Here is a 24,971-nt window from a genome sequence, read left to right as displayed (position 1 = left end):
GGCAGGACCGCCCCGACGGCGCGGCTACTTGCTCTTGCTCCAGTCGTCCCAGGTGGGCCGGTTGTCGAAGGACGCACCCGGGTTGTCCCACGTGGGGCGGTTGTCGAACGTGGACGCGGTCATGTAGTTCTCGAAGTCGGCGTTGCTCCAGGCGTTCCCCCAGCCCGCGATGCACTGGGAGCCCACGGCCTTCAGGAGGGAGGTGAAGCCCTCCGCCGAGTCCATCACGAGCGTGGAGGCGTCAGGGGCGGTAATCGCGGACATGTCGTGTCACTCCTTCGAGTAGGGCGATCTTGGAGGTAGTGCAGTACCGGGTCCTGGTGCCGTCGAATCGGCCGTCGTGCTCGAAGTACCGGTTGGCGGCGTGGGCGCCCCCGCAGAAGGCGAACGCGGGGCAGGTGGCGCGGCAGGCGTCGATGCCCTGCCAGAACTCGGGGATCCAGGGGGTGCGCTGCTCGGCCTCGGCCACGAGGACGTCCAGGCCGTCCTTGAGTACGTTGCCGGTGGTGAAGTCCCCGAACCGGGTGTCGGTGAACCCGGCCAGCTCGGGGGAGAGCATGACCACGCCGCCGTCGTAGGCGACGGTCGGGAGCGGGTCCCACGGGGAGGACGACGGCAGGGGTGCGGTGTCGTGGCCCTTGAGGACTGCACCGGCGAAGTTGAGAACCCTCTGCACTTCCCTCAGCCGCACGACCGGGTTGGCCCGCCACGCGTCGGCGAGGGCGCCCCAGAAGTCTGCTGCCCGTACGGGGTCGGACGTCTTGGAGCCGGTGTTGACGCCCTCTTCCTCTTCTACGTTGACGCCGAGGGTGGTCACGCCCATCTCGGCGAAGAACTCGTAAAAGCGGGCGGCGTCGGCCGGGTCGGGATCGGAGACGACGGCGATGGCGGAGAACGGGATGCCGTGGCGGCGCAGACGCTCGATCCCGCGCATGGTGACGCGGAAGCCCGGGTGCCCGGCGAGCGTGACGCGGTGGGTGCTCAGGTCCTCCGGGCCGTCGATGCTGACGCCCACGTGCACGTCGTGCTCTAGCAGAAACTCGCACCAGGCGTCATCCACGAGGGCCGCGTTCGTCTGCACTGAGTGCCTCACGCCCTCGAAGGGCGCCATGAGAGCGGCCAGGTGCTCGTGGCCGGTGGCCAGCGGCTCCCCGCCGTGCCAGACGACCTCGAACTTCGGATTGTTCTTGGCCCATCCGTTGGCCGGGCCGGCGACCGCCTCGGCGACCTCCACGGGCATCAGGTTCTTGACCTTGCGGAAGGGGAGGTAGCAGTACGTGCAGTCCATGGGGAGGCACTGCGTGGTCGGCTGCATGATCACCGACCCGGGGACGCGGGCTAGCCGCAATGCGCTGTGCATCGTGCTCCTCTCGATCGGGTTCGAGTGGTGCGCCCGCCCCGGGCCGGTACGGAATGCAGGGCGGGCAGTCTCCGGATTCAGCGGGCGTCGGCCTGGCGCAGGGCCTGGTGGTCGGCCACGATCCACTCGACCCCGCCGCCCTCGGGGCGCAGGAAGACGGCCTCGGGGGTGAAGCGGCGGGTTTGGGGGTCCTCGTAGTCGCCGATGAACTGCACGATGCCCTCGCAGTCCCGGGCGGGATCGAGGACGCGGGCTCCTTCGAAGAGCCACGCCGGGCGCCGCCTCACTGCCTGCCGTCCTCACCGATCCGGGCGTGGAGGGTGCCCAGCCTCGGCCAACCACACCGGGCCCGCTCGATCAGGGCCGGGGAGGGCTGGCCGTATGTCGCGGAGACGTCGGAGCCGACGGCGAAGGTGTCCCACGGGATGCGCGAGGAGGAATCGGAGCCGGTCCGACGGTCGCTGGAGGCCGGGATCCGCTGCGGCAGGGCGGGGGTGGCGTCGTCGGTCGGCTCGCTGGCCGGGCTGTGGTCCTGGTACTCGGTCACGGCTGGGCCTCCTCGTGGAGGGAGGCCGTGCGCGGGGTGGTGAGCTGGTCCAAGTGGGCGGTCCATTCGTGGCCGCCGCCCTCCGGGCAGAGCTGGTGGAACTCGGTTCCCGTGTCGGCAGGGAGCCCGACCACGACGCCGGTCATGTCCCGCGTGGTGTCGTAGGCGAGATCCCCGCGTTTGGGGGTCCATCCGGCGGCGGCGTCGGCGAGATCCCGACGGCGTACCTGGTCCTGGTCCGTGCGTCGACTGCTCATGGAACAGAAGTTAGGAGGGGGCGCAGGCTCCAATATTCCGGCGAGGAATACCGGCAGGCCAGCGCCCCCAAATTGACTTGAACGAAGGCTAGTTCGAAGCCTTGAAGCGGTTCTCCATCGCGCGCAGCGGCTCGTGGGCACGACCTCGCTCGCCGCGGATCAGGTCGCCGAGGGTGGCGCGGGCGACGGGGTGGTTGCGTACGAGTTGGGGTGCCAGCCTCTCGGCCGTGCGCAGTTCACGGAACGCCTTGTCGCGGTTGTGGTCGCGCAGCCACGCGGAGGCCATGTCCATGTGGTGATGGCCCCGGCGGGACTTGGGCAGTGTCGCGATGTGGGTGGGGTCGGCACGCTCTTCAAGGCGGATGGCCTCGTGGTGCTTGTTGAGTTCGAGCTGTACCGAGACGGCGTGGATCGTGGTGTTCCCGGCGGAGAAGTTCAGCTGGTAGCGGTCGAACGGTAGCTCGGGAAGCGCGTCGATCCGGGAGGCGGCTTCACGAGCATGCCCGATTCGGTCCTCGGTCTCCTGTTCGCGGCCGGCGCGGGCGGCGGAAACGGCGGCGCGGAGCTGTCCGGCGCCCCACACCCGCATGGCGAGGGGGTCACCGGCGTCGTAGTCGTTCTGGAGCTGGGCCAGGGCCTTGTCGGCGAGGGTGAGGGAGTCGTCCCATGATGCGGAGCCCCACAGGTCCCACACTCGCATCCCGAGGGCCACGGCGGGCATGAAGGGGTCGGCGGAGAGGGATGCTGACCAGGCGGCCCGGTCGCAGGAGAGTGCGACGAGTTCGGGGTGGCCCAGGGCGTGGCCGGAGGTGTGCGCGAACTTGCACAGGAGGGTATAGAGGGCGAACCCTTCCTCGCGCTCGTGGCCTGTGGTGACCTCGGCGAGGGCCCGGACTTCGGCGAGGAGGTCGGGCAGCTCGGTGATGATCGCCCGGTTCTGGGCGGCATCGCGGAGGCGGGCCAGGCGGACGGTCTCCTGCCACAGCTCCGATGACGGGCGCGGGATGCCCTCGAAGCTGGGGCTCAGGTCGTACCGGCGCAGCTCGCGCATGATCAGGTCGGCGGACGCCTGCCACTGGTTCTCGGGCACGGAGTGCACGTAGGGGCGCCGGATCAGGTCGTTGGGGTGGCAGGACAGGGCGGCGGCGATGCGGTTGATCAGGCTGGTGGAATCCAGGCCGATGGCGCCCTTCTCAACCTTGGACACCCAGCCCTGCGTCTTTCCCAGGCCCCGCGCGAGGTCGGCTTGCGTGTGGCCGAGGGCCAAGCGCCGGGCCTTGATCCGGGCGCCGATGGCCTGCTGTTCGGCAATCATGTCGGACATGCTCAAGCCGTCCTCTCCCTGCGGCAGTTCAGACCTTCCTCGGAGAGTACGGTGCTCGCGCCCGGTGGGGCGCCCCAGAACCCGGATGCTGAGACCGAAACGCAGAAGCCCCCGCGGGCCGGCGCGGTGCCGGTGCGGGGGCTCCTCTTGAGAGGTTCAGGCGCCCTTCTTGAGCGTTCGCAGGTCAGCGGCCACTTTTGAGGGGGCGTCCGCAATGCCTGCTGGTCGCCTTATGGCTGTCTCCCTAGATGTCCCGGAAGATCTCGATCTGGGCGCCGACCGAGTTGAGGCGCTCGGCGAGTTCCTCGTAGCCGCGGTTGATGACGTAGACGTTGCGCAGGACCGAGGTGCCCTCGGCCGCCATCATGGCCAGGAGGACGACCACCGCCGGGCGGAGGGCCGGGGGGCACATCATCTCGGCCGCGCGCCAGCGGGTGGGGCCCTCGACCAGGACGCGGTGGGGGTCCAGGAGCTGGAGGCGGCCGCCGAGGCGGTTGAGGTCGGTCAGGTAGATGGCCCGGTTGTCGTACACCCAGTCGTGGATCAGGGTCTTGCCCTGGGCGGCCGCGGCGATGGCGGCGAAGAACGGGACGTTGTCGATGTTCAGCCCGGGGAAGGGCATCGGGTGGATCTTGTCGATCGGGGCTTCGAGCTTGGAGGGGCGGACCGTGAGGTCGACCAGGCGGGTGCGGCCGTTGTCGGCGACGTACTCCGCCGAGCGGTCGTGGTCGAGGCCCATCTCCTCCAGGACCGCGAGCTCGATCTCCATGAACTCGATCGGGACGCGGCGGATGGTGAGCTCGGACTCCGTCACCACGGCGGCGGCCACGAGGCTCATCGCCTCGACCGGGTCCTCGGAGGGGGAGTAGTCCACGTCGGCGTCGATGACGGGCACGCCGTGGACGGTCAGCGTGGTGGTGCCGATGCCCTCGACCTGGACGCCGAGCGCCTCCAGGAAGAAGCAGAGGTCCTGGACCATGTAGTTGGAGGAGGCGTTGCGGATGACGGTGACGCCGTCGTGGCGGGCCGCGGCCAGCAGGGCGTTCTCGGTGACCGTGTCCCCGCGCTCGGTCAGGACGATCGGGCGGTCGGGGGAGACCCCCGCCTCGACCTTCGCGTGGTAGATGCCCTCGGTCGCGGTGATGTCCAGGCCGAAGCGGCGCAGGGCGATCATGTGGGGCTCGATGGTGCGGGTGCCGAGGTCGCAGCCGCCGGCGTACGGCAGGCGGAACTGGTCCAGGCGGTGCAGCAGCGGGCCCAGGAACATGATGATGCTGCGGGTGCGGACGGCCGCGTCCGCGTCGATGGCGTCCATGTCGAGGCGGGCCGGCGGGACGATCTCCAGGTCCACGCCGTCGTTGATCCAGCGGGTGCGGACGCCGATGGAGTTCAGGACCTCGAGGAGCCGGTAGACCTCCTCGATGCGGGCCACCCGGCGCAGGACGGTGCGCCCCTTGTTCAGCAGGGAGGCGCACAGCAGTGCCACGCACGCGTTCTTGCTCGTCTTGACGTCGATGGAGCCGGACAGGCGGCGGCCGCCGACGACGCGCAGGTGCATCGGGCCGGCGTAGCCCAGGGAGACGATCTCGCTGTCGAGCGCTTCACCGATTCGGGCGATCATCTCAAGGCTGATGTTCTGGTTGCCGCGCTCGATGCGGTTCACGGCGCTCTGGCTCGTGCCGAGGGCGTCGGCGAGCTGACTCTGCGTCCAGCCCCGGTGCTGCCGGGCGTCACGGATGAGCTTGCCGATGCGTACGAGGTAGTCGTCTGCCATGGGTGCACCGTATCTCAGATATGAGATGTGGATCGCCTGGGGCGTGGCGGACGGGTGTTATCGCCCCGTCAGGTTCCACGTACGGCCCAACACGCCTTGCGCCGCGCGGACTCCGCCGGTGCCGGTGGTAACTCCTCTTCGTCCCGGTGTGTCAGTGTTCCGCGGATGGATTGCTTCTCGTCCCCGTTTGTCACGCGATGGCGCGGGTCACGCCGGCGCCGGCCGCGTCCCGCCGGCCGGTGTCGGGGCATGGCGAAGCGGCCGCCCGGTGGACGGCTCCGGCGGGCCGCGAGGTGCGCACCTCGTCCCCGCCCCCGGACATGTACTAGAGTTATCTCGACATCGAGATATCTGCCGAAGGCGTACCGCAGCCGCCCCCGCTGGTAAGGGTTACCTAACTTAGCCTTACCTTAGCGGATTGGCCAGAGGGCGTGGCGGCAGGATTGCGGTTATACGCGCGAGATCATGCATGAAGGAGACTGTCGTGTCGGCGAACAGCTTCGACGCCCGCAGCACGCTGCAGGTGGGCGACGAGTCGTACGAGATCTTCCGGCTGGACAAGGTTGAGGGCGCCGCCCGCCTTCCCTACAGCCTGAAGGTCCTGCTGGAGAACCTGCTCCGCACCGAGGACGGCGCGAACATCACCGCCGACCACATCCGGGCGCTCGGCGGCTGGGACTCCCAGGCGCAGCCCAGCCAGGAGATCCAGTTCACGCCGGCGCGCGTGATCATGCAGGACTTCACCGGCGTCCCCTGCGTCGTGGACCTCGCCACCATGCGCGAGGCCGTGAAGGAGCTCGGCGGCGACCCGGCGAAGATCAACCCGCTCTCGCCCGCCGAGATGGTCATCGACCACTCCGTCATCGCCGACAAGTTCGGCACCAAGGACGCGTTCGCGCAGAACGTGGAGCTGGAGTACGGCCGCAACAAGGAGCGCTACCAGTTCCTGCGCTGGGGCCAGACCGCCTTCGACGACTTCAAGGTCGTCCCCCCGGGCACCGGCATCGTCCACCAGGTCAACATCGAGCACCTGGCCCGCACCGTCATGGTCCGCAACGGCCAGGCGTACCCCGACACCCTCGTCGGCACCGACTCGCACACCACCATGGTCAACGGCCTGGGCGTGCTGGGCTGGGGCGTCGGCGGCATCGAGGCCGAGGCCGCGATGCTCGGCCAGCCGGTTTCCATGCTGATCCCGCGCGTCGTCGGCTTCAAGCTGACCGGCGAGCTGCCGACCGGCACCACCGCCACCGACCTGGTGCTGACCATCACCGAGATGCTGCGCAAGCACGGCGTCGTCGGCAAGTTCGTCGAGTTCTACGGTGAGGGCGTCGCCGCCACCTCCCTCGCGAACCGCGCCACCATCGGCAACATGTCGCCGGAGTTCGGCTCCACCGCCGCGATCTTCCCGATCGACGACGAGACGCTGAAGTACCTGCGCCTGACGGGCCGCGACGCCCAGCAGGTCGCGCTGGTCGAGGCGTACGCCAAGGAGCAGGGCCTGTGGCTGGACCCGGCCGCCGAGCCGGACTTCTCCGAGAAGCTGGAGCTCGACCTCTCCACGGTCGTCCCCTCCATCGCCGGCCCGAAGCGCCCGCAGGACCGCATCATCCTGGCCAACGCCGCCCAGCAGTTCGCCCAGGACGTCCGCAACTACGTCGAGGACGACGACGAGGCGGGCAAGGAGTCCTTCCCGGCCTCCGACGCCCCGGCCGCCACCAACGGCGTGCCGACCCGCCCGACCCGGGTCACCCTGGCCGACGGCACCTCCTTCGAGATCGACCACGGCGCCGTCACCGTCGCCGCGATCACCTCCTGCACCAACACCTCGAACCCCTACGTCATGGTCGCCGCGGCGCTCGTGGCCAAGAAGGCGGTCGAGAAGGGCCTGACCCGCAAGCCGTGGGTCAAGACCACCCTGGCCCCGGGCTCGAAGGTCGTCACCGACTACTTCGACAAGGCCGGCCTGACCCCGTACCTCGACAAGATGGGCTTCAACCTCGTCGGGTACGGCTGCACCACCTGCATCGGCAACTCCGGTCCGCTGGACGAGGAGATCTCGAAGGCGATCAACGAGCACGACCTCGCGGTCACCTCGGTGCTCTCCGGCAACCGCAACTTCGAGGGCCGGATCAACCCCGACGTCAAGATGAACTACCTGGCCTCCCCGCCGCTGGTCGTCGCGTACGCCATCGCGGGCTCCATGAAGGTGGACATCACGTCGGACGCCATCGGCACCGACACCGAGGGCAACCCGGTCTTCCTCAAGGACATCTGGCCCTCCGAGGCCGAGGTCAACGACGTCGTGGCCAACGCCATCGGCGAGGACATGTTCTCCAAGTCCTACCAGGACGTCTTCGCGGGCGACGCCCAGTGGCAGGCCCTGTCGATCCCGACCGGCAACACCTTCGAGTGGGACCCGCAGTCCACCTACGTCCGCAAGCCCCCCTACTTCGAGGGCATGACCATGGAGACCACCCCGGTCTCCGACATCGCCGGCGCGCGCGTGCTGGCGAAGCTGGGCGACTCGGTCACCACCGACCACATCTCCCCGGCCGGTGCGATCAAGGCCGACACCCCGGCCGGCAAGTACCTCACGGAGCACGGCGTCGAGCGCCGCGACTTCAACTCGTACGGTTCCCGCCGCGGCAACCACGAGGTCATGATCCGCGGTACGTTCGCCAACATCCGCCTGCGCAACCAGATCGCGCCGGGCACCGAGGGCGGCTTCACCCGCGACTTCACCGTCGAGGGCGCGCCGGTCTCCTTCATCTACGACGCCTCCCAGAACTACCAGGCCGCCGGCATCCCGCTGGTCATCCTGGCGGGCAAGGAGTACGGCTCCGGCTCGTCCCGCGACTGGGCGGCCAAGGGCACCGCGCTGCTCGGCGTCAAGGCCGTCATCGCCGAGTCCTACGAGCGCATCCACCGCTCGAACCTGATCGGCATGGGTGTCCTCCCGCTCCAGTTCCCCGAGGGCGCCACCGCGGCCTCCCTGGGCCTGACCGGCGAGGAGACCTTCTCCTTCACCGGTGTGGAGGAGCTGAACAACGGCACCACCCCGCGCACGGTCAAGGTCACGACCGACACCGGTGTCTCCTTCGACGCGGTCGTCCGCATCGACACGCCGGGTGAGGCCGACTACTACCGCAACGGCGGCATCATGCAGTACGTCCTGCGGAACCTCATCCGCGGCTAAGGGCGCGCCAGGCGGAGCGATCCGCCGTCTGTCGGCACCATAGGGCCGTACCCCCGTTAAGGGGGTGCGGCCCTTCCGCTTTTTGCGGCGGCGGTCTCAGGTGACGGACAGGTCTCAACTCGGAAAAGCCGGGAACGATCCTTGTGCACGATCTTGCTCAGCCGAGCGGAAGTGGACTATACCTGTGCCCGTCCGGGCCACCGCGCGACGAGCGGCCCCGGGCCGGGGGAAGCCGGGGGACCTGCGGCGATGCCCGCACGCACGGTAACTGCCGCTGTTTCCGGCCTCCTTCACACATCTGACGAAGGCGAGGACATGAGCATGGGATCCACTGGTGAGGGCCTCGGCCGCCGTGATCTGATCAAGCGTTCCGCAGCGCTCGGACTGATCGGCGTGCCGACGATGAGCTTCCTGTCCGCCTGCGCCTCCGGCGGTGAGGGCACCACGAAGGGCCCCGACAAGGGGGTCGTGTCCAAGGAGAACCCCTTCGGCCTCGCCAAGGGCGGGAAGCTCGACGTGGTCATCTTCAAGGGCGGTTTCGGCGACGACTACGCGAAGGCCTGGGAGGCCGCGTTCGACAAGAAGTGGGGCACCGCCAGCTCCCACCTGGCCACCCAGGAGATCGCGGCCAAGCTCCAGCCCCGGTTCAACGCCGGCAACCCGCCGGACGTCCTCAACGACTCCGGCGCCCAGATGATCAAGATCGACGTCCTGGCCAAGGGCGGCCAGCTCGCCGACCTGACCGCGCTCCTCGACTCCCCCTCGCTCGACGACCCGGGCAAGAAGGTCCGCGACACGCTGATCCCGGGCACGGTCGAACAGGGGTCCCAGGGCGGCAAGTTCGTCGCCCTGAACTACGTCTACACCGTCTTCGGCCTGTGGTACTCCGGCAAGCTCTTCAAGGAGAAGGGCTGGACCGAGCCGAAGACCTGGGACGAGTTCCTGGCCGTCTGCGGCAAGGCCAAGGAGGCCGGCATCGGCGGCCTGGCCCACCAGGGGAAGTACCCCTACTACATCAACGTCGTCATCATGGACCTGATCGCCAAGAAGGGCGGTCTGGAGGCCATGAAGGCCATCGACAACCTCGCCCCCAACGCCTTCGAGGGCAACCCCGCCGCCCTGGCCGCGGTCGAGGCGGTCTACGAGGTCGTCGAGAAGGGCTACCTGATGCCCGGCACCAACGGCCTGACCCACACCGAGTCCCAGACCGCCTGGAACCAGTACAAGGCCGCCTTCATCCCCTCCGGCTCCTGGCTGGAGAACGAGCAGCTCAAGCAGACCCCGGACGACTTCGACATGAAGTTCCTGCCGGTGCCCGTGCTCGCCGACAGCAAGCTGCCCTTCACCGCCATCCGGGCCGGCGCCAACGAGGCCTTCGTCGTCCCCGAGAAGGCCGCCAACAAGGCCGGCGGCCTGGAGTTCCTGCGCTCCATGCTCTCCCGCGAATGGTCGACGATCTTCGCCCAGCAGGCCAACTCCCTCACCGTCGTCAAGGACGGCGTCGACCCGGGCGTCAAGCTCCGGCCGGGCACGCAGTCCGCCGTCGCCGCGGTCAAGGCCGCCGGGTCCGACACCTTCAACTACCTCTACCCCGACTGGTACAGCGAGATGGACTCCGAGATCCAGAACGCGTCCAATGAGCTGATGGCCCAGCGGATCCAGCCAAAGGAGTGGATCAAGCGGGCCCAGGCTGCGGTAGACAAGGCTGCCAAGGACCCCAACGCCAAGAACAACCACCGCAGCTGACCCCACGTCTACCGGCAGCGTCATCAGGGACGGACACCATGAGCCAAGTAGCCCGGCGCAGGGGAAGGACCACCGGCTTCATCGCCGGCTTCCTCGTCCTGCCGCTCGCGCTGTACCTGACCTTCGTCATCTGGCCGTACGTTCAGACGTTCGGCTACTCCTTCACCAACTGGTCGGGCCAGTCGCCGACGTTCGACTTCGTCGGCCTGGAGAACTACTCCGCCCTGATGGACGACGAGGTCTTCCGCGGCGCCCTCTGGCACAACCTGCTGCTCCTGGTGTTCGTCCCGGTGATCACCATCCTGCTCGCCCTCTTCTTCGCCTTCATGGTGAACGCGGGAGGGCGCAGCGGGGCCGGCGGGGTGCGGGGCGTACGCGGATCGGGCTTCTACAAGATCGTCTACTTCTTCCCGCAGGTCCTCTCCCTCGCCATCCTCGCCGTGCTCTTCGGGGCGGTGTACCGCAGCGACGAGGGCGGCCTGCTCAACGGCCTCCTCTCCTGGGCCGGCCTCGTCGACCCGGCCCACCCCGTCGAATGGCTCAACCAGCCCGACCTGGTCCTGTGGTGCCTGCTCCTCGTGGTGGTCTGGCACGGCGTCGGCTTCTACCTCGTCCTCTTCTCGGCCGCCATGCAGTCCGTGCCCAAGGACATCTACGAGGCCGCGCTGCTCGACGGCGCCGGGCGCGCCCAGACCTTCTTCAGGGTCACGCTGCCCCTGCTGTGGGACTCTGTGCAGACCTCCGCGGTCTACCTGGGCATCGCCGCGATGGACATGTTCGTCCTGGTGTCGACCATGACCTCGGGCCAGTTCGGCGGCGGACCCGACCACCACAGCGAGGTCATGGCCACGGTGCTGATGCGCAACTTCCTGTACTTCGGCAAGAGCGGCTACGCCTGCGCCATGGGCGTGGTCATGCTCGTCCTGACCATGATCCTCTCCATCGTCACGCTGCGCGCCACCCGCCGCGAGCGCATCGAGTTCTGAGAGGAGCCCCACGATGACTGCAGAGTCCACAGTGACCAAGGCACCCGGCGGGCCCTCCGCCGAGGGTTCCGGCGGCGCCGGGGGCGGCGCCCGCGACGGCGGGGGCCGCCGCACCGACGGCATGGTGCTCAACGTCTTCTCGCACGGCTTCCTCGCCGTCTGGGCGGTACTGATCGTCCTGCCGCTCGTCTGGCTGGCGCTCGGCTCCTTCAAGACCGACACCCAGATCGGCGCCTCGGCCCTCAGCTGGCCCTCCAACTGGCACTTCGACGCCTTCGGCCGCGCCTGGGACAAGGGCATCGGCGGCTACTTCGGGCACACGCTGATCGTGCTGGCCTTCTCGGTCCCGCTGACGATGCTGCTCGGCTCCATGGCCGCGTACGTACTGGCCCGCTACCCCTTCCCGGGGAACCGGATCATCTACTACTTCTTCGTCAGCGGGGCGATGTTCCCCGTCTTCCTGGCGCTCGTACCGCTGTTCTTCATGGTCAAGCGCCTGGACATGCTCAACACCTACCAGGGGCTGATCCTGGTCTACATCGCGTACTCGCTGCCCTTCACCGTCTTCTTCATGCACTCCTTCTTCCGCACCCTGCCGACGGCGGTGCACGAGGCGGCGGTGATCGACGGGGCCTCCGACACCCGGATCTTCTTCCAGGTGATGCTGCCGATGGCCAGGCCCGGCCTGATCAGCGTGGGGATATTCAATGTCCTGGGCCAGTGGAACCAGTACATCCTGCCCTCGGTGCTGATGCAGCCGCAGAGCGGATCCGACCCCGAGCGCTACATGCTCACGCAGGGCCTGATCCAGCTCCAGTACCAGATGGGCTACGAGACGGACCTGCCGGTGCTGTTCGCCGGCGTGACCATCGCGATGATCCCGATGCTGGTCGTCTACCTGTCCTTCCAGCGCCAGATCCAGGCGGGCCTCACCTCGGCCACGCTGAAGTAGCCTTCCGCAGCTGGTACAGCTCCCCGGAACCGGGGCGCCCGGTGTCCTGGAGGATCCCTGGCCGCCGCTCGGTGCCGCCGACGCCCCACGCCGGCCAGGGACACCCCGGCACGTCGACGCGGACCCGCTGGGACCGGGGGTCCCGGCCGGGCTCGTACGACCAGGTGCCGGAGCCCGAGCAGCGCCGTGAGGCGCCGCTCGGGGGGTCGCCGGGGGAGTGCACCCCGACTCCGGAGGCGGTGACCCGGCCGTCCGGGGTGAAGACCAGCGTCCCGCCCGTGTGGTCGGCCCAGGTGCCGGGCAGGGTCCGCGGGCCGATCACCGGCGGCTCGTACGCGGGCAGCACTCCGACGGCGAGCCCGAGGGCGCCGAACAGGCCCGTCCCCGCCACCAGCGCCCCGCCCCACAGCGCCACCCGGCGTGCCGGCGCGGCGCTGTGGGGCCGGGCGGCCAGCGCGCCCGCCGACAGCGAGGCCGTGGCCGAGGCCCAGAAGAGCAGCGTGGGCCGGGTCTGCGCGTCGTTGTACGAGGCGAAGGCCCAGACGGGCGGCGCCAGCAGGGCGGCCACCAGCAGGGGCACGGAGCACCACGCCGCACGTGCCCCGAGCCGGCGGCCCAGGAGGTCGGACAGCGCGACCGCCGGCAGCACGAAGAGCAGTGACAGCAGGAACCCGATGACGCCGGTGAAGCCCGCGAGGGAGAAGAGGGCCGCTCCGATCCAGGCATAGTCGGGCGGCACGTCCGGCGGCGGCTGCGTCCGCACGTACAGCAGTGCGACCACGACGGCGAGCGCGACCTCCAGGTATCCCACCAGTACGGAGACCAGCAGGACCCGTCCGTACGACCGTTTCTGACGCATGCTCGCCCCCCCGGTGACGTCCTGGACCCATACTGCCAGCTGGGCTGAACGTGTTCAATTCATTGGGTCCTCCCGGAGCCGGGCCCTTCCGGAGCTTCCTAGAGCCAGGTGCCGAAGCGGCGGATGTACCAGGTCTTCACGAGCTGGGTGAGCGTGCAGTACGCGAGCAGTACGCCGATCAGCCAGGGGAAGTAGCCCGCGGGCAGGGCGACGAAGCCCAGCGAGGGGGCCAGCGGGGAGAAGGGCAGCCACAGGCCGGTCAGCACCGCGAGGACGGTCATCCCCATCACCGGCCAGGAGGCGCGGGACCGGATGAAGGGGATCTTGCGGGTGCGGATCATGTGGACGATCAGGGTCTGCGAGAGCAGGCCCTCGATGAACCAGCCGGACTGGAAGAGCGACTGTTCGGCCACGGTGTCGGCGGCGAACACGTTCCACATGATCACGAACATCGCGATGTCGAAGACCGAGCTGATGGGGCCGATGGTCACCATGAAGCGGAAGATGCCCTTGGCGTCCCAGTTGCGCGGCTTGCGCAGGTACTCCTCGTCCATCCGGTCCCAGGGCGTGGCCAGCTGGGAGATGTCGTAGACCAGGTTCTGCACCAGCAGCATGATCGCGAGCATCGGCTGGAAGGGGATGAACGCGCTCGCCACCAGCACCGAGAAGACGTTGCCGAAGTTCGACGAGGCCGTCATCTTGATGTACTTGATCGTGTTGCCGAAGGTGGTCCGGCCCTGCACCACGCCCTGTTCCAGGACGGTCAGGTCCTTCTCCAGCAGGATGATGTCCGCCGACTCCTTGGCGATGTCCACGGCGGTGTCGACCGAGATGCCGACGTCGGCGTCGCGCAGCGCGGCCGCGTCGTTGATCCCGTCGCCGAGGAAGCCGACGGTGTGCCCCTCGGCCTGCAGGGCCCGTACGATCCGCGCCTTCTGGACCGGGTTGGCCTTGGCGAAGACCGTCGTACGGGCGGCCAGCGCGCGCAGCGCGGTGTCGTCGAGGGCGTCCACCTCGGAGCCCGAGACCACGTGGCCCACCTCGATGCCGACGTCGGCGCAGACCCGGGCCGCGACGAGCTCGTTGTCGCCGGTGACCACCTTCACCGCGATGCCCTTGTCCGCCAGGCCCCGCAGGGCGGCGGACGCGGAGGCCTTCGGCGGGTCGAGGAAGGCGAGGAAGCCGACCAGGGTCAGACCGTCCTCGTCCGCGACGGTGTAGGTGTCGCGCGGCTCGGCGACGGTGCGGGTGGCCACGGCCAGGACCCGCAGGCCCTGACGGTTGTTCCGCTCGGCGATCCGGGTGGCGCGCAGGCGCAGTTCGCCGGTCAGTTCCACCTGCTCGCCGCGGTCGGTCATGTGCGTGCAGAGGGCCAGGACCTCCTCGACGGCACCCTTGGTGATCATGACGTGCTCGGGCCGGGCGGCGGCCCCCGCCATGCCGTTGCGGTTGAGGACCACGGACATCCGGCGCCGGGCGAAGTCGAAGGGGATCTCGTCGACCATCGAGAACCGTGCGTCGACGACAACCTCCTCGGCCTCGTTGACGCGGTCGATGACCGCCTGGTCCATCAGGTTCTTCAGGCCCGTCTGGAAGTGGGCGTTGAGGTACCCGTACTCCAGGACCTCGCCGTCCTCGGCGCCGTGCACGTCCAGGTAGCGGTCCAGGACGATCCGGTCCTCGGTGAGGGTGCCGGTCTTGTCCGTGCAGAGCACGTCCATCGCGCCCAGGTTCTGGATCGCGTTCAGCCGCTTGACGACGACCTTGCGCCGGGACATGGCGACCGCGCCGCGGGCCAGGTTGGCGGAGACGACCATCGGCAGCATCTCGGGGGTCAGACCGACCGCGACCGCGACACCGAAGAGGAAGGCTTCGTTCCAGTCGCCTTTGGTGAGGCCGTTGACCATGAAGACGACGGGGACCATCACCAGCATGAAGCGGATCAGGAGGAAGCTGACCTTGCGCACGCCGGTGTCGAAGTTGGTCTGCGGGCGCTCGCCGGCCAGGGTGCCGGCCATGGAACCGAAGTAGGTGGCGGCTCCGGTGGCGACGACCACGCCGGTGGCGGTGCCCGAGGTCACCGAAGTGCCCATCAGGCAGAGGTTGTCGGCCTCCACCGGGTCGGTGGCCGCTCCCCCCCGCTCCACGGCGGGTGCCCCCGGGCGGAGGTCCTCGGCGCTGGAGGTCCCCCCGGCGGAGCGAGGGGGAGTGTCGGCCTTGGCCACCGGCAACGACTCGCCGGACAGCGCCGCTTGGCTGACCATCAGGTCCTTGGAGGTGATCAGCCGCAGGTCGGCCGGGATCAGGTCGCCGGCGGCCAGCTTGACCAGGTCGCCCGGGACCACCCGGTCCATCGGCACCTCGAAGGTGGTGGGCGCCGAGCCGCTGCCGGCCCGGCGCTGCACCGCGCACGTGGTGGTGACGAGCTTCTTCAGGGCGTCGGCGGCCCGGCCCGAGCGGTACTCCTGCCAGAACCGCAGCAGCCCGCTGACCGCCACCATCACGGAGAGGATGACCACTCCGGGATCCGCCGGGTCCTGCCAGAACATGACGGCGGCCAGGAAGACCAGGACGCCGATGAAGGGGTTGCAGAAGGCCTTCGCGAGCTGCGTGAACCACCGGGGGGCGCGCTCCTGGGCGACGGCGTTGGCGCCGTGCCGCTCCAGCCGCAGGGCCGCCTCGGCGTGGGTGAGGCCGTTCCGGGAGGTGTCGGCGTCCTGGAGGACCCGTACGGCCGGGCGGGCGCTGATCTCGGCCAGGCGCTCGCCGGCGAGGCGGGTGGCGGCTTCGAGCTCGGCGGCCTTGCGCTCGCGACGGGCGCGGCCCGGCGGCGCGAGCTTCGTCGGGGTACGAGGGGTGAGCATGGTCATGGCGAATACCTCCCTCCACGGCGTCCGGGCAGCGCGGAGCCGCGCGGTGACGTGGAGTGATCGGTGTGCGGCGCGGGGTGGCGCGGGACGCCACGGGGTGCGCCGCGGACATGGATGACGTATGCCTGACAGGAGAGTCAAGGCATGCGAAAGGAGAGGGGAAGCAGGGTCCCGCAGGGGACCGGCACGGGCGCGGCACGGGGAACGGCACGGGGCCGTCGCCGTGGGCGTACGCGGAAGGTCAGCCGATCAGCGGGGCGCAGGCCCGGACGGTCGGCGGGTCAGCCGGCGCAGGCGCGGCGAGGACTTCGATCGGGACTCATCCCGAACACCTCCTCGCGTAGCGCTGTCATGGCAGGGCGCGCGGTCCGGCCGGAAAGGCCGCAGAGGACCGGCGCCTCAGCGACCGTAGCACGATCTCAGTGGCCCTTGTTCATACTTTCGGGCTATGTGTCCGGTTCGCTCCGTCTCAGGCTCTTGACGGCGGAGTGGGCAAAGGCTCGACTTAAGGTTCACAAGTTGGAGAGACGCCGGGGTCTCGGAGCGCATAGCCGCGATACCGGCCGGGGGGCGACGGGTGGCCGTCGCTAATGGGCAGGAGTGGATGAGTCGTGCAGACTCCCGGATCGCAGTCCTCGCTGCATCGCGCGAACCTGGAGAGAGTCGTGCGGGCCGTGCGCCTCGCCGGTTCGCTGACCCAGGCGGAGATCGCCCGCGCCACCGGACTGTCGGCGGCCACGGTCTCCAACATCGTCCGTGAACTGAAGGAGAGCGGGACCGTCGAGGTCACCGACACCTCGGCCGGCGGCCGGCGGGCCCGCAGCGTCTCGCTCAGCGGGGACGCGGGCATCGTGATCGGAGTGGACTTCGGCCACACCCACCTGCGGGTGGCCGTGGGCAACCTGGCGCACCAGGTGCTCGCCGAGGAGGCCGAGCCGCTGGACGTGGACGCCTCCTGGGTGGACGGCTTCGACCGGGCGGAATCCCTGGTCGGACGGCTGGTCCAGGGCATCGGGGTGGCCCGCGACAAGGTCATCGGCGTCGGGCTCGGCGTCCCGGGCCCGATCGACGTGGAGTCCGGCACCCTGGGCTCGACCGCGATCCTGCCGGGCTGGGCCGGGATCAACCCGCGCCAGGAGCTCTCGCAGCGTTTGGGCGTACCCGTCTACGTGGACAACGACGCGAACCTCGGCGCGCTGGGGGAACTCGTCTGGGGGAGCGGCCGGGGGGTACGCGACCTGGCCTACATCAAGGTCGCGAGCGGTGTGGGCGCGGGCCTGGTGATCAACGGCCAGATCTACCGGGGACCCGGCGGCACCGCCGGGGAGATCGGGCACATCACCCTGGACGAATCGGGCCCCGTCTGCCGCTGCGGCAACCGCGGCTGCCTGGAGACCTTCGCCGCCGCGCGCTACGTGCTGCCGCTGCTCCAGGGCACGCACGGACCGGAACTGACGATGGAGAAGGTGGTCGAGCTGGCCCGGGAGGGGGACCCCGGCTGCCGCCGGGTCATCACCGACGTGGGGCGGCACATCGGCAGCGGCGTGGCCAGCCTCTGCAACCTCCTGAACCCGAGCCGGATCGTGCTCGGCGGCTCGCTGGCGGAGGCCGGTGAGCTGGTCCTGGCGCCCATCCGCGAGTCCGTGGGGCGGTACGCGATCCCCAGTGCGGCCCGTCGGCTGTCGGTGCTCACCGGCTCGCTGGGAGGCCGTGCGGAAGTACTCGGCGCGCTGGCCCTCGTGCTCAGCGAGATGGGCGATTCGACGCTTTTGTCGGAAAATGGCATTGGGATGCGACCTCCCGCGGCCATGTCTTCAGTTAGATAACGGATGGCACCGTTGTCATCTCGTTAAGGATTCACTCCTTGACGACAAACTCGCGGCCGAGGTTGACTCACACCCACCTCGGCCGCAGCGTTGCGGCCTCGTCAGGGAGGTTCAACGAATGAACACGCGTATGCGTAGAGCCGCCGTAGCCGTCGCCGCCGGCGCCATGGCCGTTTCGCTGGCCGCATGTGGCAGCGCCAAGGAAGCGGGTGGCGAGAAGAAGCCCTCCGGCGCCGCCACCGGTGACGCCATCAAGGTCGGTCTGCTCCTGCCCGAGAACCAGACCGCGCGCTACGAGAAGTTCGACAAGCCGCTGATCGAGAAGAAGATCGCCGATCTCACCGGCGGCAAGGCCGAGGTGGTCTACGCCAACGCCAAGCAGGACGCGACCACGCAGAACTCCCAGGTCGACACGATGATCACCAACAAGGTGAACGTCCTGATCGTCGACGCGGTCGACGCCAAGGCCATCGCCGGCTCGGTCAAGAAGGCCAAGGACGCCGGCATCCCGGTCGTCGCCTACGACCGCCTGGCGGAGGGCCCGATCGACGCCTACACCTCCTTCGACAACGAAGAGGTCGGCAAGGTCCAGGGCAAGGCCCTGCTGGAGGCCCTGGGCGACAAGGCCAAGGACGGCCAGATCGTCATGATGAACGGCTCCGTCACCGACCCGAACGCCGCGCTGTTCAAGAAGGGCGCCCACTCCGTCCTCGACGGCAAGGTGACCATCGGCAAGGAGTACGACACCAAGGAGTGGAAGCCGGAGAACGCCAACACCAACATGGCGGGCGCGCTCACCGCGCTCGGCAAGGACAAGGTGATCGGCGTCTACTCCGCCAACGACGGCATGGCCGGCGGCATCATCACCGCCCTCAAGGCCGCCGGTCTGTCCCCCCTGCCCCCGGTCACCGGCCAGGACGCCGAACTCGCCGGTGTGCAGCGGATCGTGGCGGGCGAGCAGTTCATGAGCGTCTACAAGCCGTACGCCCCCGAGGCCGCGGCCGCCGCCGAGATGGCCGTCGCCCTCGCCAAGGGCGAGAAGATCGACGGGATCATCAACAACAAGATGGACAGCCCGACCTCCAAGGGCATCCCGTCCGTGCTGATCCCGGTCATCTCGCTCACCAAGGGCAACATCAAGGACACCGTCGTCAAGGACGGCGTCTACACGGTCGACGAGATCTGCACCGACAAGTTCGCGACCGCCTGCGCCGCCATCGGCCTCAAGTAGGCCCCGTCGCCGCCGCCCCCTCGCGGCGCGGCGACCCTCCCGCCCTGCCCGGTGCCCCGCCCCTCATACCCCGCCAACCGCGGGGCGCCGGGCAGAAACGATTCACCTTTCGCTCGTCCTATCCCATCCGCCCCGCTCCTGCTCTTTTGCACGACATCCCCGCCGGTCAGGCGGCGAAGGAGATGGTTCATGTGTCCGCTGCGCCCGTGCTGGCGTTGCGAGGGGTCTCGAAGCGGTTCGGCGCCGTCCAGGCCCTGACCGACGTAGAACTCGAGATCCACTCCGGTGAGGTGGTCGCCCTCGTCGGCGACAACGGCGCCGGCAAGTCCACGCTGGTCAAGACGATCGCCGGCGTGCACCCCATCGATGACGGAGTCATCGAGTGGGAGGGCCGCCCGGTCTCCATCGGCAAGCCCCACGACGCCCAGAACCTCGGCATCGCGACCGTCTACCAGGACCTCGCGCTGTGCGACAACATCGACGTCGTCGGCAACCTCTTCCTCGGGCGCGAGCTCAAGCGCTTCGGCGTCCTCGACGAGGTGGAGATGGAGCGCCGCGCCCGCGAGCTCCTGACCACCCTGTCCATCCGGATCCCCAGTGTCCGGATCCCCATCGCCTCGCTCTCCGGCGGCCAGCGCCAGACCGTCGCGATCGCCCGCTCGATGCTGGGCGAGCCCAAGCTCGTCATCCTCGACGAGCCCACCGCGGCCCTCGGCGTCGAGCAGACCGCACAGGTGCTCGACCTCGTGGAGCGGCTGCGCGAGCGCGGCCACGCCGTCATCCTCATCAGCCACAACATGGCCGACGTGAAGGCCGTCGCCGACAAGGTGGCGGTGCTGCGGCTGGGCCGCAACAACGGCGTCTTCAACGTCGCCGACACCTCGCAGGAAGAGATCATCTCCGCCATCACCGGGGCCACGGACAACGCCGTGACCCGCCGGGCGGCCCGCACCGGGGAGGCCCGCAAGTGAGCACCGAACACCACACCGCGGCGGAAGAGGTGGCCAAGCTGGCCAACCCCGCCGCCCCGGCGGACGCCATTCCGGTGGTGGACCCCCGCCTGCTCGTGCGCGAGCAGGGGCTGTCCGGCTACCTGAGCGAGTTCGGCCGCAAGATGAAGGCCGGCGACCTGGGCTCGATCCCCGTCGTCCTCGGCCTGATCATCATCTGGAGCATCTTCCAGGGGCTGAACTCGAACTTCCTCTCCCCGGAGAACCTCTCCAACATCGCGATCACCATGGTCGCCACCGGCATGATGGCCGTCGGCATCATCTTCGTCCTGCTGCTCGGCGAGATCGACCTCTCGGTCGGCTCGGTCAGCGGCGTCTCGGGCGCGATCGTCGCCGTCCTCGCCGTCACCCACGGCGTCAACGAGTGGGTCGCGATCCTCGCCGCCGTCGGCGGCGGGGCCCTGATCGGCGCGATCCACGGCTTCTTCTTCGCCAAGATCGGCGCCCCCGCCTTCGCCGTCACCCTGTCCGGCCTGCTGTTCTGGTCCGGCGCGATGCTCCAGATCCTGGGCAGCAACGGCACCATCAACCTCGACTCCGAGGGCGTGGTCGGACAGCTCACCACGTACTACTTCTCGGACGTGGCCGCCGGCTACGGCCTCGCGGCGGTCGCCACGGTGGCGTACTTCCTCGCCACCTACTACGACAACCGCCGCCGGGAGGCCGCCGGGGTCCCCTCGCGGCCGCTCAGCGAGATCCTGCTGCGCACCGGCCTGCTGGCGGTCTTCACCTTCGGCCCGGCCGTCGTGTTCAACCAGTACAAGGGCCTGCCCCTGGCTCTGGTGATCTTCGTGGTGGCCCTGGTCGGCACGGACTTCGTCCTGCGCCGCACCACCTTCGGCCGCAACGTCTTCGCCCTCGGCGGCAGCGTCGAGGCCTCCCGCCGCGCGGGCATCAACGTCAACGGGATCCGCATCGCGGTCTTCGCGATCGCGGGCACCTTCGCGGCCGTCGGCGGCCTCTTCTGGGCCTCCAAGATCGCGGCGGCCAACCAGAGCGCCGGCGCCGGCGACCTGCTGATGAACGTGATCGCGGCGGCCGTCATCGGCGGCACCAGCCTCTTCGGCGGCCGCGGCCGGACCTGGAACGCCCTCCTCGGCGTGATGGTCATCACCAGCATCCAGTACGGTCTGGCCCTGGAGGGGATCGCGACTCCGATCCAGTACATGATCACCGGTGCCGTACTGCTGGCCACGGTGGTCATCGACTCGGTGACCCGCAAGACCCAGAAGTCGGCCGGCCGCGCCTGACCGCGCGGCCTGGGCCGATCCCAGGCGGTAAGACCCGTCACAGTGCCCGGTGCCACTCTGTGTGGCACCGGGCACCCGTGCGTACACGTGTGCGTACGGGTGTGCAGGTATACGCCCGTTTGGGATGTGTGATTTCGCGACGAGGTGTACAGGTATGACAAAGGTGTGACCCGCCGGGTACCGCCCGATGACCGCCCTCGCGAGCGGAACATTAGACTCGACAGACCAGCAAGCAACTGCAAGGAGGCACGGGTGCTGCTGACCCGCATCAAGGGACCGCGCGATCTGGACCGGCTCAGCCAGGAGGAGCTCAACCAGCTCGCGGCAGAGATCAGGTCCTTCCTCGTCGACGCCGTCTCCAAGACCGGCGGGCACCTCGGCCCCAACCTCGGCGTGGTCGAACTGACGATCGCCCTGCACCGGGTCTTCGAATCGCCCAAGGACAAGGTCCTCTTCGACACCGGCCACCAGGCCTACGTCCACAAGCTGCTCACCGGGCGCCAGGACTTCTCGGACCTGCGCGCCAAGGGCGGCCTGTCCGGCTACCCCTCGCGCGCCGAGTCCGACCACGACGTGATCGAGAACTCGCACGCCTCCACGGTGCTGGGCTGGGCCGACGGCCTCGCCAAGGCCAACGAGGTGCTGGGCCGCGAGGACCACCACGTCGCCGCCGTCATCGGCGACGGCGCGCTCACCGGCGGCATGGCCTGGGAGGCGCTGAACAACATCGCCGCCGCCAAGGACCGCCCGCTCGTCATCGTCGTCAACGACAACGAGCGCTCGTACGGCCCCACCATCGGCGGCCTCGCGAACCACCTGGCCACCCTGCGCACCACGGACGGCTACGAGCGCTTCCTGGCCCGCGGCAAGGAGATCCTGGAGCGCACCCCCGTCGTCGGGAAGCCGCTCTTCGAGACCCTGCACGGCGCCAAGAAGGGCCTCAAGGACTTCATCGCCCCCCAGGGCATGTTCGAGGACCTGGGCCTGAAGTACATCGGCCCCATCGACGGCCACGACATCGAGGCCCTGGAGTCCGCGCTCCAGCGCGCCAAGCGCTTCAGCGGCCCGGTCATCGTGCACTGCCTCACCCAGAAGGGCCGCGGCTACACCCCGGCCCTGGAGCACGAGGCGGACCGCTTCCACGCGGTCGGCGTGATCCACCCCGACACCGGCCTCCCGGTCAAGACCGCCGCGGCCAGCTGGACCTCCGTCTTCGCCGACGAGATGGTCAAGCTCGGCCACGAGCGCGAGGACATCGTCGGCATCACCGCCGCCATGCTCCACCCGGTCGGCCTGAACAAGTTCGCCGAGGCCTTCCCGGACCGCATCTACGACGTCGGCATCGCCGAGCAGCACGGCGCCACCTCGGCCGCCGGCCTCGCCACCGGCGGCGTCCACCCCGTCTTCGCGGTCTACGCCACCTTCCTCAACCGAGCCTTCGACCAGGTCCTCATGGACGTGGCCCTGCACAAGTGCGGGGTCACCTTCGTCCTGGACCGCGCGGGCGTCACCGGTGACGACGGCGCCTCCCACAACGGCATGTGGGACATGTCCATCCTCCAGGTCGTACCCGGCCTGCGCCTGGCGGCCCCGCGCGACGCCGAGCAGCTGCGCGCCCAGCTGCGCGAGGCCGTCGAGGTCAAGGACGCCCCGACCGTCGTGCGCTACTCCAAGGGCGTCGTCGGCCCGGCGGTCCCGGCCGTCGGCCGCATCGGCGGCATGGACGTCCTGCGCGAGCCGGCCCCCGAGGTCACCCGGCCGGACGTACTCCTCGTCTCCGTCGGCGCGCTCGCGCCGATGTGCCTGGAGATCGCCGGCCTGCTCGACAAGCAGGGCATCTCCACGACCGTGGTGGACCCCCGCTGGGTCAAGCCCGTGGACGAGGCCCTGGCCCCGCTCGCCGACCGGCACCGGGTCGTCGTCACCGTCGAGGACAACGGCCGCACCGGCGGTGTGGGCGCCGCCGTCTCGCAGGCCCTGCGCGACGCGGGCGTCGACGTACCCCTGCGTGACTTCGGCATCCCGCAGCGCTTCCTCGACCACGCGCAGCGCAAGGAGATCATGGCCGAGATCGGCCTGACCGCCCCGGACATCGCCCGCCAGGTCACCGGTCTCGTCGCCAAGCTGGACGGCCGCTTCGAGAACGAGCCCGCCGCCGCCGTCGACTAGCCGGAACAGGCCGGATCGCGCGGTTGCACGTCACGGGCCGGGAGATCACCCTTGAAGGGTGGGCCTCCCGGCCCGTTCGCGTACTTCTTGGGAGGTGCGTCGGTGAGCACGGATCAGAACAGCCCGTTCCGCACCAAGACGGTGGAACAGTCCATCCGTGACACGGAGGAACCGGAGCACGCGCTCCGAAAATCGCTCTCCGCCTGGGACCTGACGGTCTTCGGTGTCGGTGTCATCATCGGTACCGGCATCTTCGTCCTCACAGGCATCGCGGCCCGCAACAACGCCGGCCCCGCCACCGCGCTCTCCTTCGTGGTGTCGGGCGTCGTCTGCGCCCTCGCGGCCCTCTGCTACGCCGAGTTCGCGTCCACCGTCCCGGTGGCCGGATCGGCCTACACCTTCGCGTACGCCTCGATCGGCGAGCTGCCGGCCTGGATCATCGGCTGGGACCTGGTCCTCGAATTCGCGCTCGGCACGGCCGTCGTGGCGGTCGGCTGGTCCGGGTACGTACGCCACCTCATGCACACGAACCTCGGCTGGGACATGCCCGTCGCGCTGTCCGGACCCGACGCGGGCGGCAGTTTCGACCTGATGGCCTTCCTGCTGGTCCTCGTCCTCACCGCGGTACTCGTCGTCGGCACGAAGCTGTCGGCGCGCATCACCGCGGTCGTCGTGGCCATCAAGGTCACCGTGGTGCTGCTGGTCATCATCGCGGGCCTGTTCTTCATCAAGGCCGACAACTACTCGCCGTTCATCCCCCCGGCGAAGCCGCAGGAGGGCGGAAGCGGCTGGACGGCACCACTGGTCCAGCTGCTGTTCGGGTACGAGCCCACCAACTTCGGCATCATGGGCATCTTCACCGCCGCCTCCCTGGTCTTCTTCGCCTTCATCGGCTTCGACGTCGTGGCCACCGCGGCCGAGGAGACCAAGAACCCGCAACGGGACATGCCGCGCGGCATCCTCGGCTCGCTGCTCATCTGCACGCTGCTCTACGTCGCCGTGACCATCGTGGTCACCGGCATGCAGTACTACGCGGAGATGTCGCCGACCGCCCCGCTCGCCGAGGCCTTCAAGTCGGTGAACCAGCCGTTCTTCTCCGGTGCCATCAGCCTCGGGGCGGCCGTCGGCCTGATCACGGTCAGCATGATCCTGCTGCTGGGCCAGACCCGCGTGTTCTTCGCGATGAGCCGTGACGGACTGCTGCCGCGCGTCTTCTCCGTCACCCACCCCAAGTACCGCACCCCCTACCGGGCCACGCTGCTCCTCGGCGGGATCATCGCGGTCATCGCGGGGTTCACCAGCCTGGCGAAGCTCGCGGAACTGGTCAACATCGGCACCCTGTTCGCCTTCGTCATCGTGGCGCTCGGCGTGATCGTCCTGCGCAAGACCCGCCCCGACCTGCACCGGTCCTTCCGCACCCCGTGGGTGCCGGTGATCCCGATCCTGTCGATGGCGGCCTCGCTCTGGCTGATGCTCAACCTGCCGGCCGAGACCTGGCTGCGCTTCGGGATCTGGATGGTGGTCGGCTTCGTCGTCTACTTCCTGTACGGCAAGCGCAAGAGCCGCCTCGCCCAGGCCGGCAAGGAAGCGGAGTACTAGCAGTACCAGGAC

At 69.2% G+C, this 24,971-nt stretch carries 19 protein-coding genes; 10 read left to right on the top strand and 9 right to left on the bottom strand.

Annotated features, from left to right (window positions below):
• Positions 1–24: 24 nt before the first annotated feature.
• From amcA to ACZ518_RS21260, 7 genes are all read right to left on the bottom strand, one after another.
• Complete coding sequence (gene amcA / locus ACZ518_RS21290; protein WP_469114559.1) at positions 25–264, bottom strand: multiple cyclophane-containing RiPP AmcA; 240 nt, start codon at positions 262–264, stop codon at positions 25–27.
• Entirely contained in the window at positions 242–1,360 is a 1,119-nt protein-coding gene (gene amcB / locus ACZ518_RS21285; protein WP_469114558.1) for a cyclophane-forming radical SAM peptide maturase AmcB, read from the bottom strand. Before amcB ends, amcA begins: the two co-directional genes overlap by 23 nt.
• A 77-nt stretch (positions 1,361–1,437) precedes the next feature.
• Positions 1,438–1,647 (bottom strand): hypothetical protein, encoded by a 210-nt coding sequence (locus tag ACZ518_RS21280; RefSeq protein WP_469114557.1) that lies wholly within the window; start codon positions 1,645–1,647, stop codon positions 1,438–1,440.
• Entirely contained in the window at positions 1,644–1,907 is a 264-nt protein-coding gene (locus ACZ518_RS21275) for a hypothetical protein (RefSeq protein ID WP_469114556.1), read from the bottom strand. Before ACZ518_RS21275 ends, ACZ518_RS21280 begins: the two co-directional genes overlap by 4 nt.
• On the bottom strand, positions 1,904–2,164 hold the full coding sequence (locus tag ACZ518_RS21270) for a hypothetical protein (protein ID WP_469114555.1): 261 nt from the start codon (positions 2,162–2,164) through the stop codon (positions 1,904–1,906). The genes ACZ518_RS21275 and ACZ518_RS21270 overlap by 4 nt, the downstream gene beginning before the upstream one ends.
• Positions 2,165–2,252: 88 nt before the next feature.
• Positions 2,253–3,479 carry a helix-turn-helix domain-containing protein gene (locus tag ACZ518_RS21265; RefSeq protein WP_469114787.1) on the bottom strand — a complete coding sequence of 409 codons (1,227 nt, stop codon included), beginning with the start codon at positions 3,477–3,479 and terminating at the stop codon, positions 2,253–2,255.
• Between the two features lie 253 nt (positions 3,480–3,732).
• Entirely contained in the window at positions 3,733–5,262 is a 1,530-nt protein-coding gene (locus ACZ518_RS21260) for a helix-turn-helix domain-containing protein (protein ID WP_469114554.1), read from the bottom strand.
• A gap of 484 nt (positions 5,263–5,746) precedes the next feature.
• Between ACZ518_RS21260 and acnA the strand changes: the two genes are divergently transcribed.
• From acnA to ACZ518_RS21240, 4 genes are all read left to right on the top strand, one after another.
• Positions 5,747–8,461, top strand: coding sequence for an aconitate hydratase AcnA (gene acnA, locus ACZ518_RS21255; protein WP_469114553.1), 2,715 nt, complete (start codon positions 5,747–5,749; stop codon positions 8,459–8,461).
• Between the two features lie 321 nt (positions 8,462–8,782).
• Positions 8,783–10,207: an N-acetylglucosamine/diacetylchitobiose ABC transporter substrate-binding protein gene (gene ngcE / locus ACZ518_RS21250; protein WP_469114552.1), complete on the top strand. Its 1,425-nt coding sequence runs from the start codon at positions 8,783–8,785 to the stop codon at positions 10,205–10,207.
• Positions 10,208–10,245: 38 nt separating this feature from the next.
• Complete coding sequence (locus tag ACZ518_RS21245) at positions 10,246–11,193, top strand: carbohydrate ABC transporter permease (RefSeq protein WP_469114551.1); 948 nt, start codon at positions 10,246–10,248, stop codon at positions 11,191–11,193.
• A gap of 13 nt (positions 11,194–11,206) precedes the next feature.
• On the top strand, positions 11,207–12,145 hold the full coding sequence (locus ACZ518_RS21240; protein WP_469114550.1) for a carbohydrate ABC transporter permease: 939 nt from the start codon (positions 11,207–11,209) through the stop codon (positions 12,143–12,145).
• Here the strand turns inward: ACZ518_RS21240 and ACZ518_RS21235 are convergent.
• Together ACZ518_RS21235 and mgtA are read right to left on the bottom strand one after the other, a co-directional pair.
• Positions 12,123–13,004, bottom strand: a complete 882-nt coding sequence (locus ACZ518_RS21235; protein ID WP_469114549.1) for a glycosyltransferase family protein — start codon at positions 13,002–13,004, stop codon at positions 12,123–12,125. The two genes, ACZ518_RS21240 and ACZ518_RS21235, sit on opposite strands and share 23 nt — an antisense overlap.
• Before the next feature lie 98 nt (positions 13,005–13,102).
• Complete coding sequence (gene mgtA / locus ACZ518_RS21230) at positions 13,103–15,874, bottom strand: magnesium-translocating P-type ATPase (RefSeq protein ID WP_469114548.1); 2,772 nt, start codon at positions 15,872–15,874, stop codon at positions 13,103–13,105.
• Positions 15,875–16,485: 611 nt separating this feature from the next.
• Between mgtA and ACZ518_RS21225 the strand changes: the two genes are divergently transcribed.
• The 6 genes from ACZ518_RS21225 (at position 16,486) to ACZ518_RS21200 (ending at position 24,959) form a co-directional block, all read left to right on the top strand.
• Positions 16,486–17,700 carry an ROK family transcriptional regulator gene (locus ACZ518_RS21225; protein WP_469114547.1) on the top strand — a complete coding sequence of 405 codons (1,215 nt, stop codon included), beginning with the start codon at positions 16,486–16,488 and terminating at the stop codon, positions 17,698–17,700.
• A 118-nt stretch (positions 17,701–17,818) separates the two neighbouring features.
• Positions 17,819–18,931: a sugar ABC transporter substrate-binding protein gene (locus tag ACZ518_RS21220; protein ID WP_469114546.1), complete on the top strand. Its 1,113-nt coding sequence runs from the start codon at positions 17,819–17,821 to the stop codon at positions 18,929–18,931.
• A gap of 182 nt (positions 18,932–19,113) precedes the next feature.
• Positions 19,114–19,902: an ATP-binding cassette domain-containing protein gene (locus tag ACZ518_RS21215; RefSeq protein ID WP_007267176.1), complete on the top strand. Its 789-nt coding sequence runs from the start codon at positions 19,114–19,116 to the stop codon at positions 19,900–19,902.
• Positions 19,899–21,191 (top strand): sugar ABC transporter permease, encoded by a 1,293-nt coding sequence (locus tag ACZ518_RS21210; RefSeq protein WP_469114545.1) that lies wholly within the window; start codon positions 19,899–19,901, stop codon positions 21,189–21,191. The genes ACZ518_RS21215 and ACZ518_RS21210 overlap by 4 nt, the downstream gene beginning before the upstream one ends.
• A 252-nt stretch (positions 21,192–21,443) precedes the next feature.
• Positions 21,444–23,360: a 1-deoxy-D-xylulose-5-phosphate synthase gene (gene dxs, locus ACZ518_RS21205; RefSeq protein WP_469114544.1), complete on the top strand. Its 1,917-nt coding sequence runs from the start codon at positions 21,444–21,446 to the stop codon at positions 23,358–23,360.
• Positions 23,361–23,462: 102 nt separating this feature from the next.
• Positions 23,463–24,959 carry an amino acid permease gene (locus ACZ518_RS21200; protein WP_469114543.1) on the top strand — a complete coding sequence of 499 codons (1,497 nt, stop codon included), beginning with the start codon at positions 23,463–23,465 and terminating at the stop codon, positions 24,957–24,959.
• Positions 24,960–24,971 lie beyond the last annotated feature (12 nt).

Source organism: Streptomyces sp. NPDC033966 (genome assembly GCF_055575955.1).
This window is presented reverse-complemented; position numbering and strand designations above follow the sequence as displayed.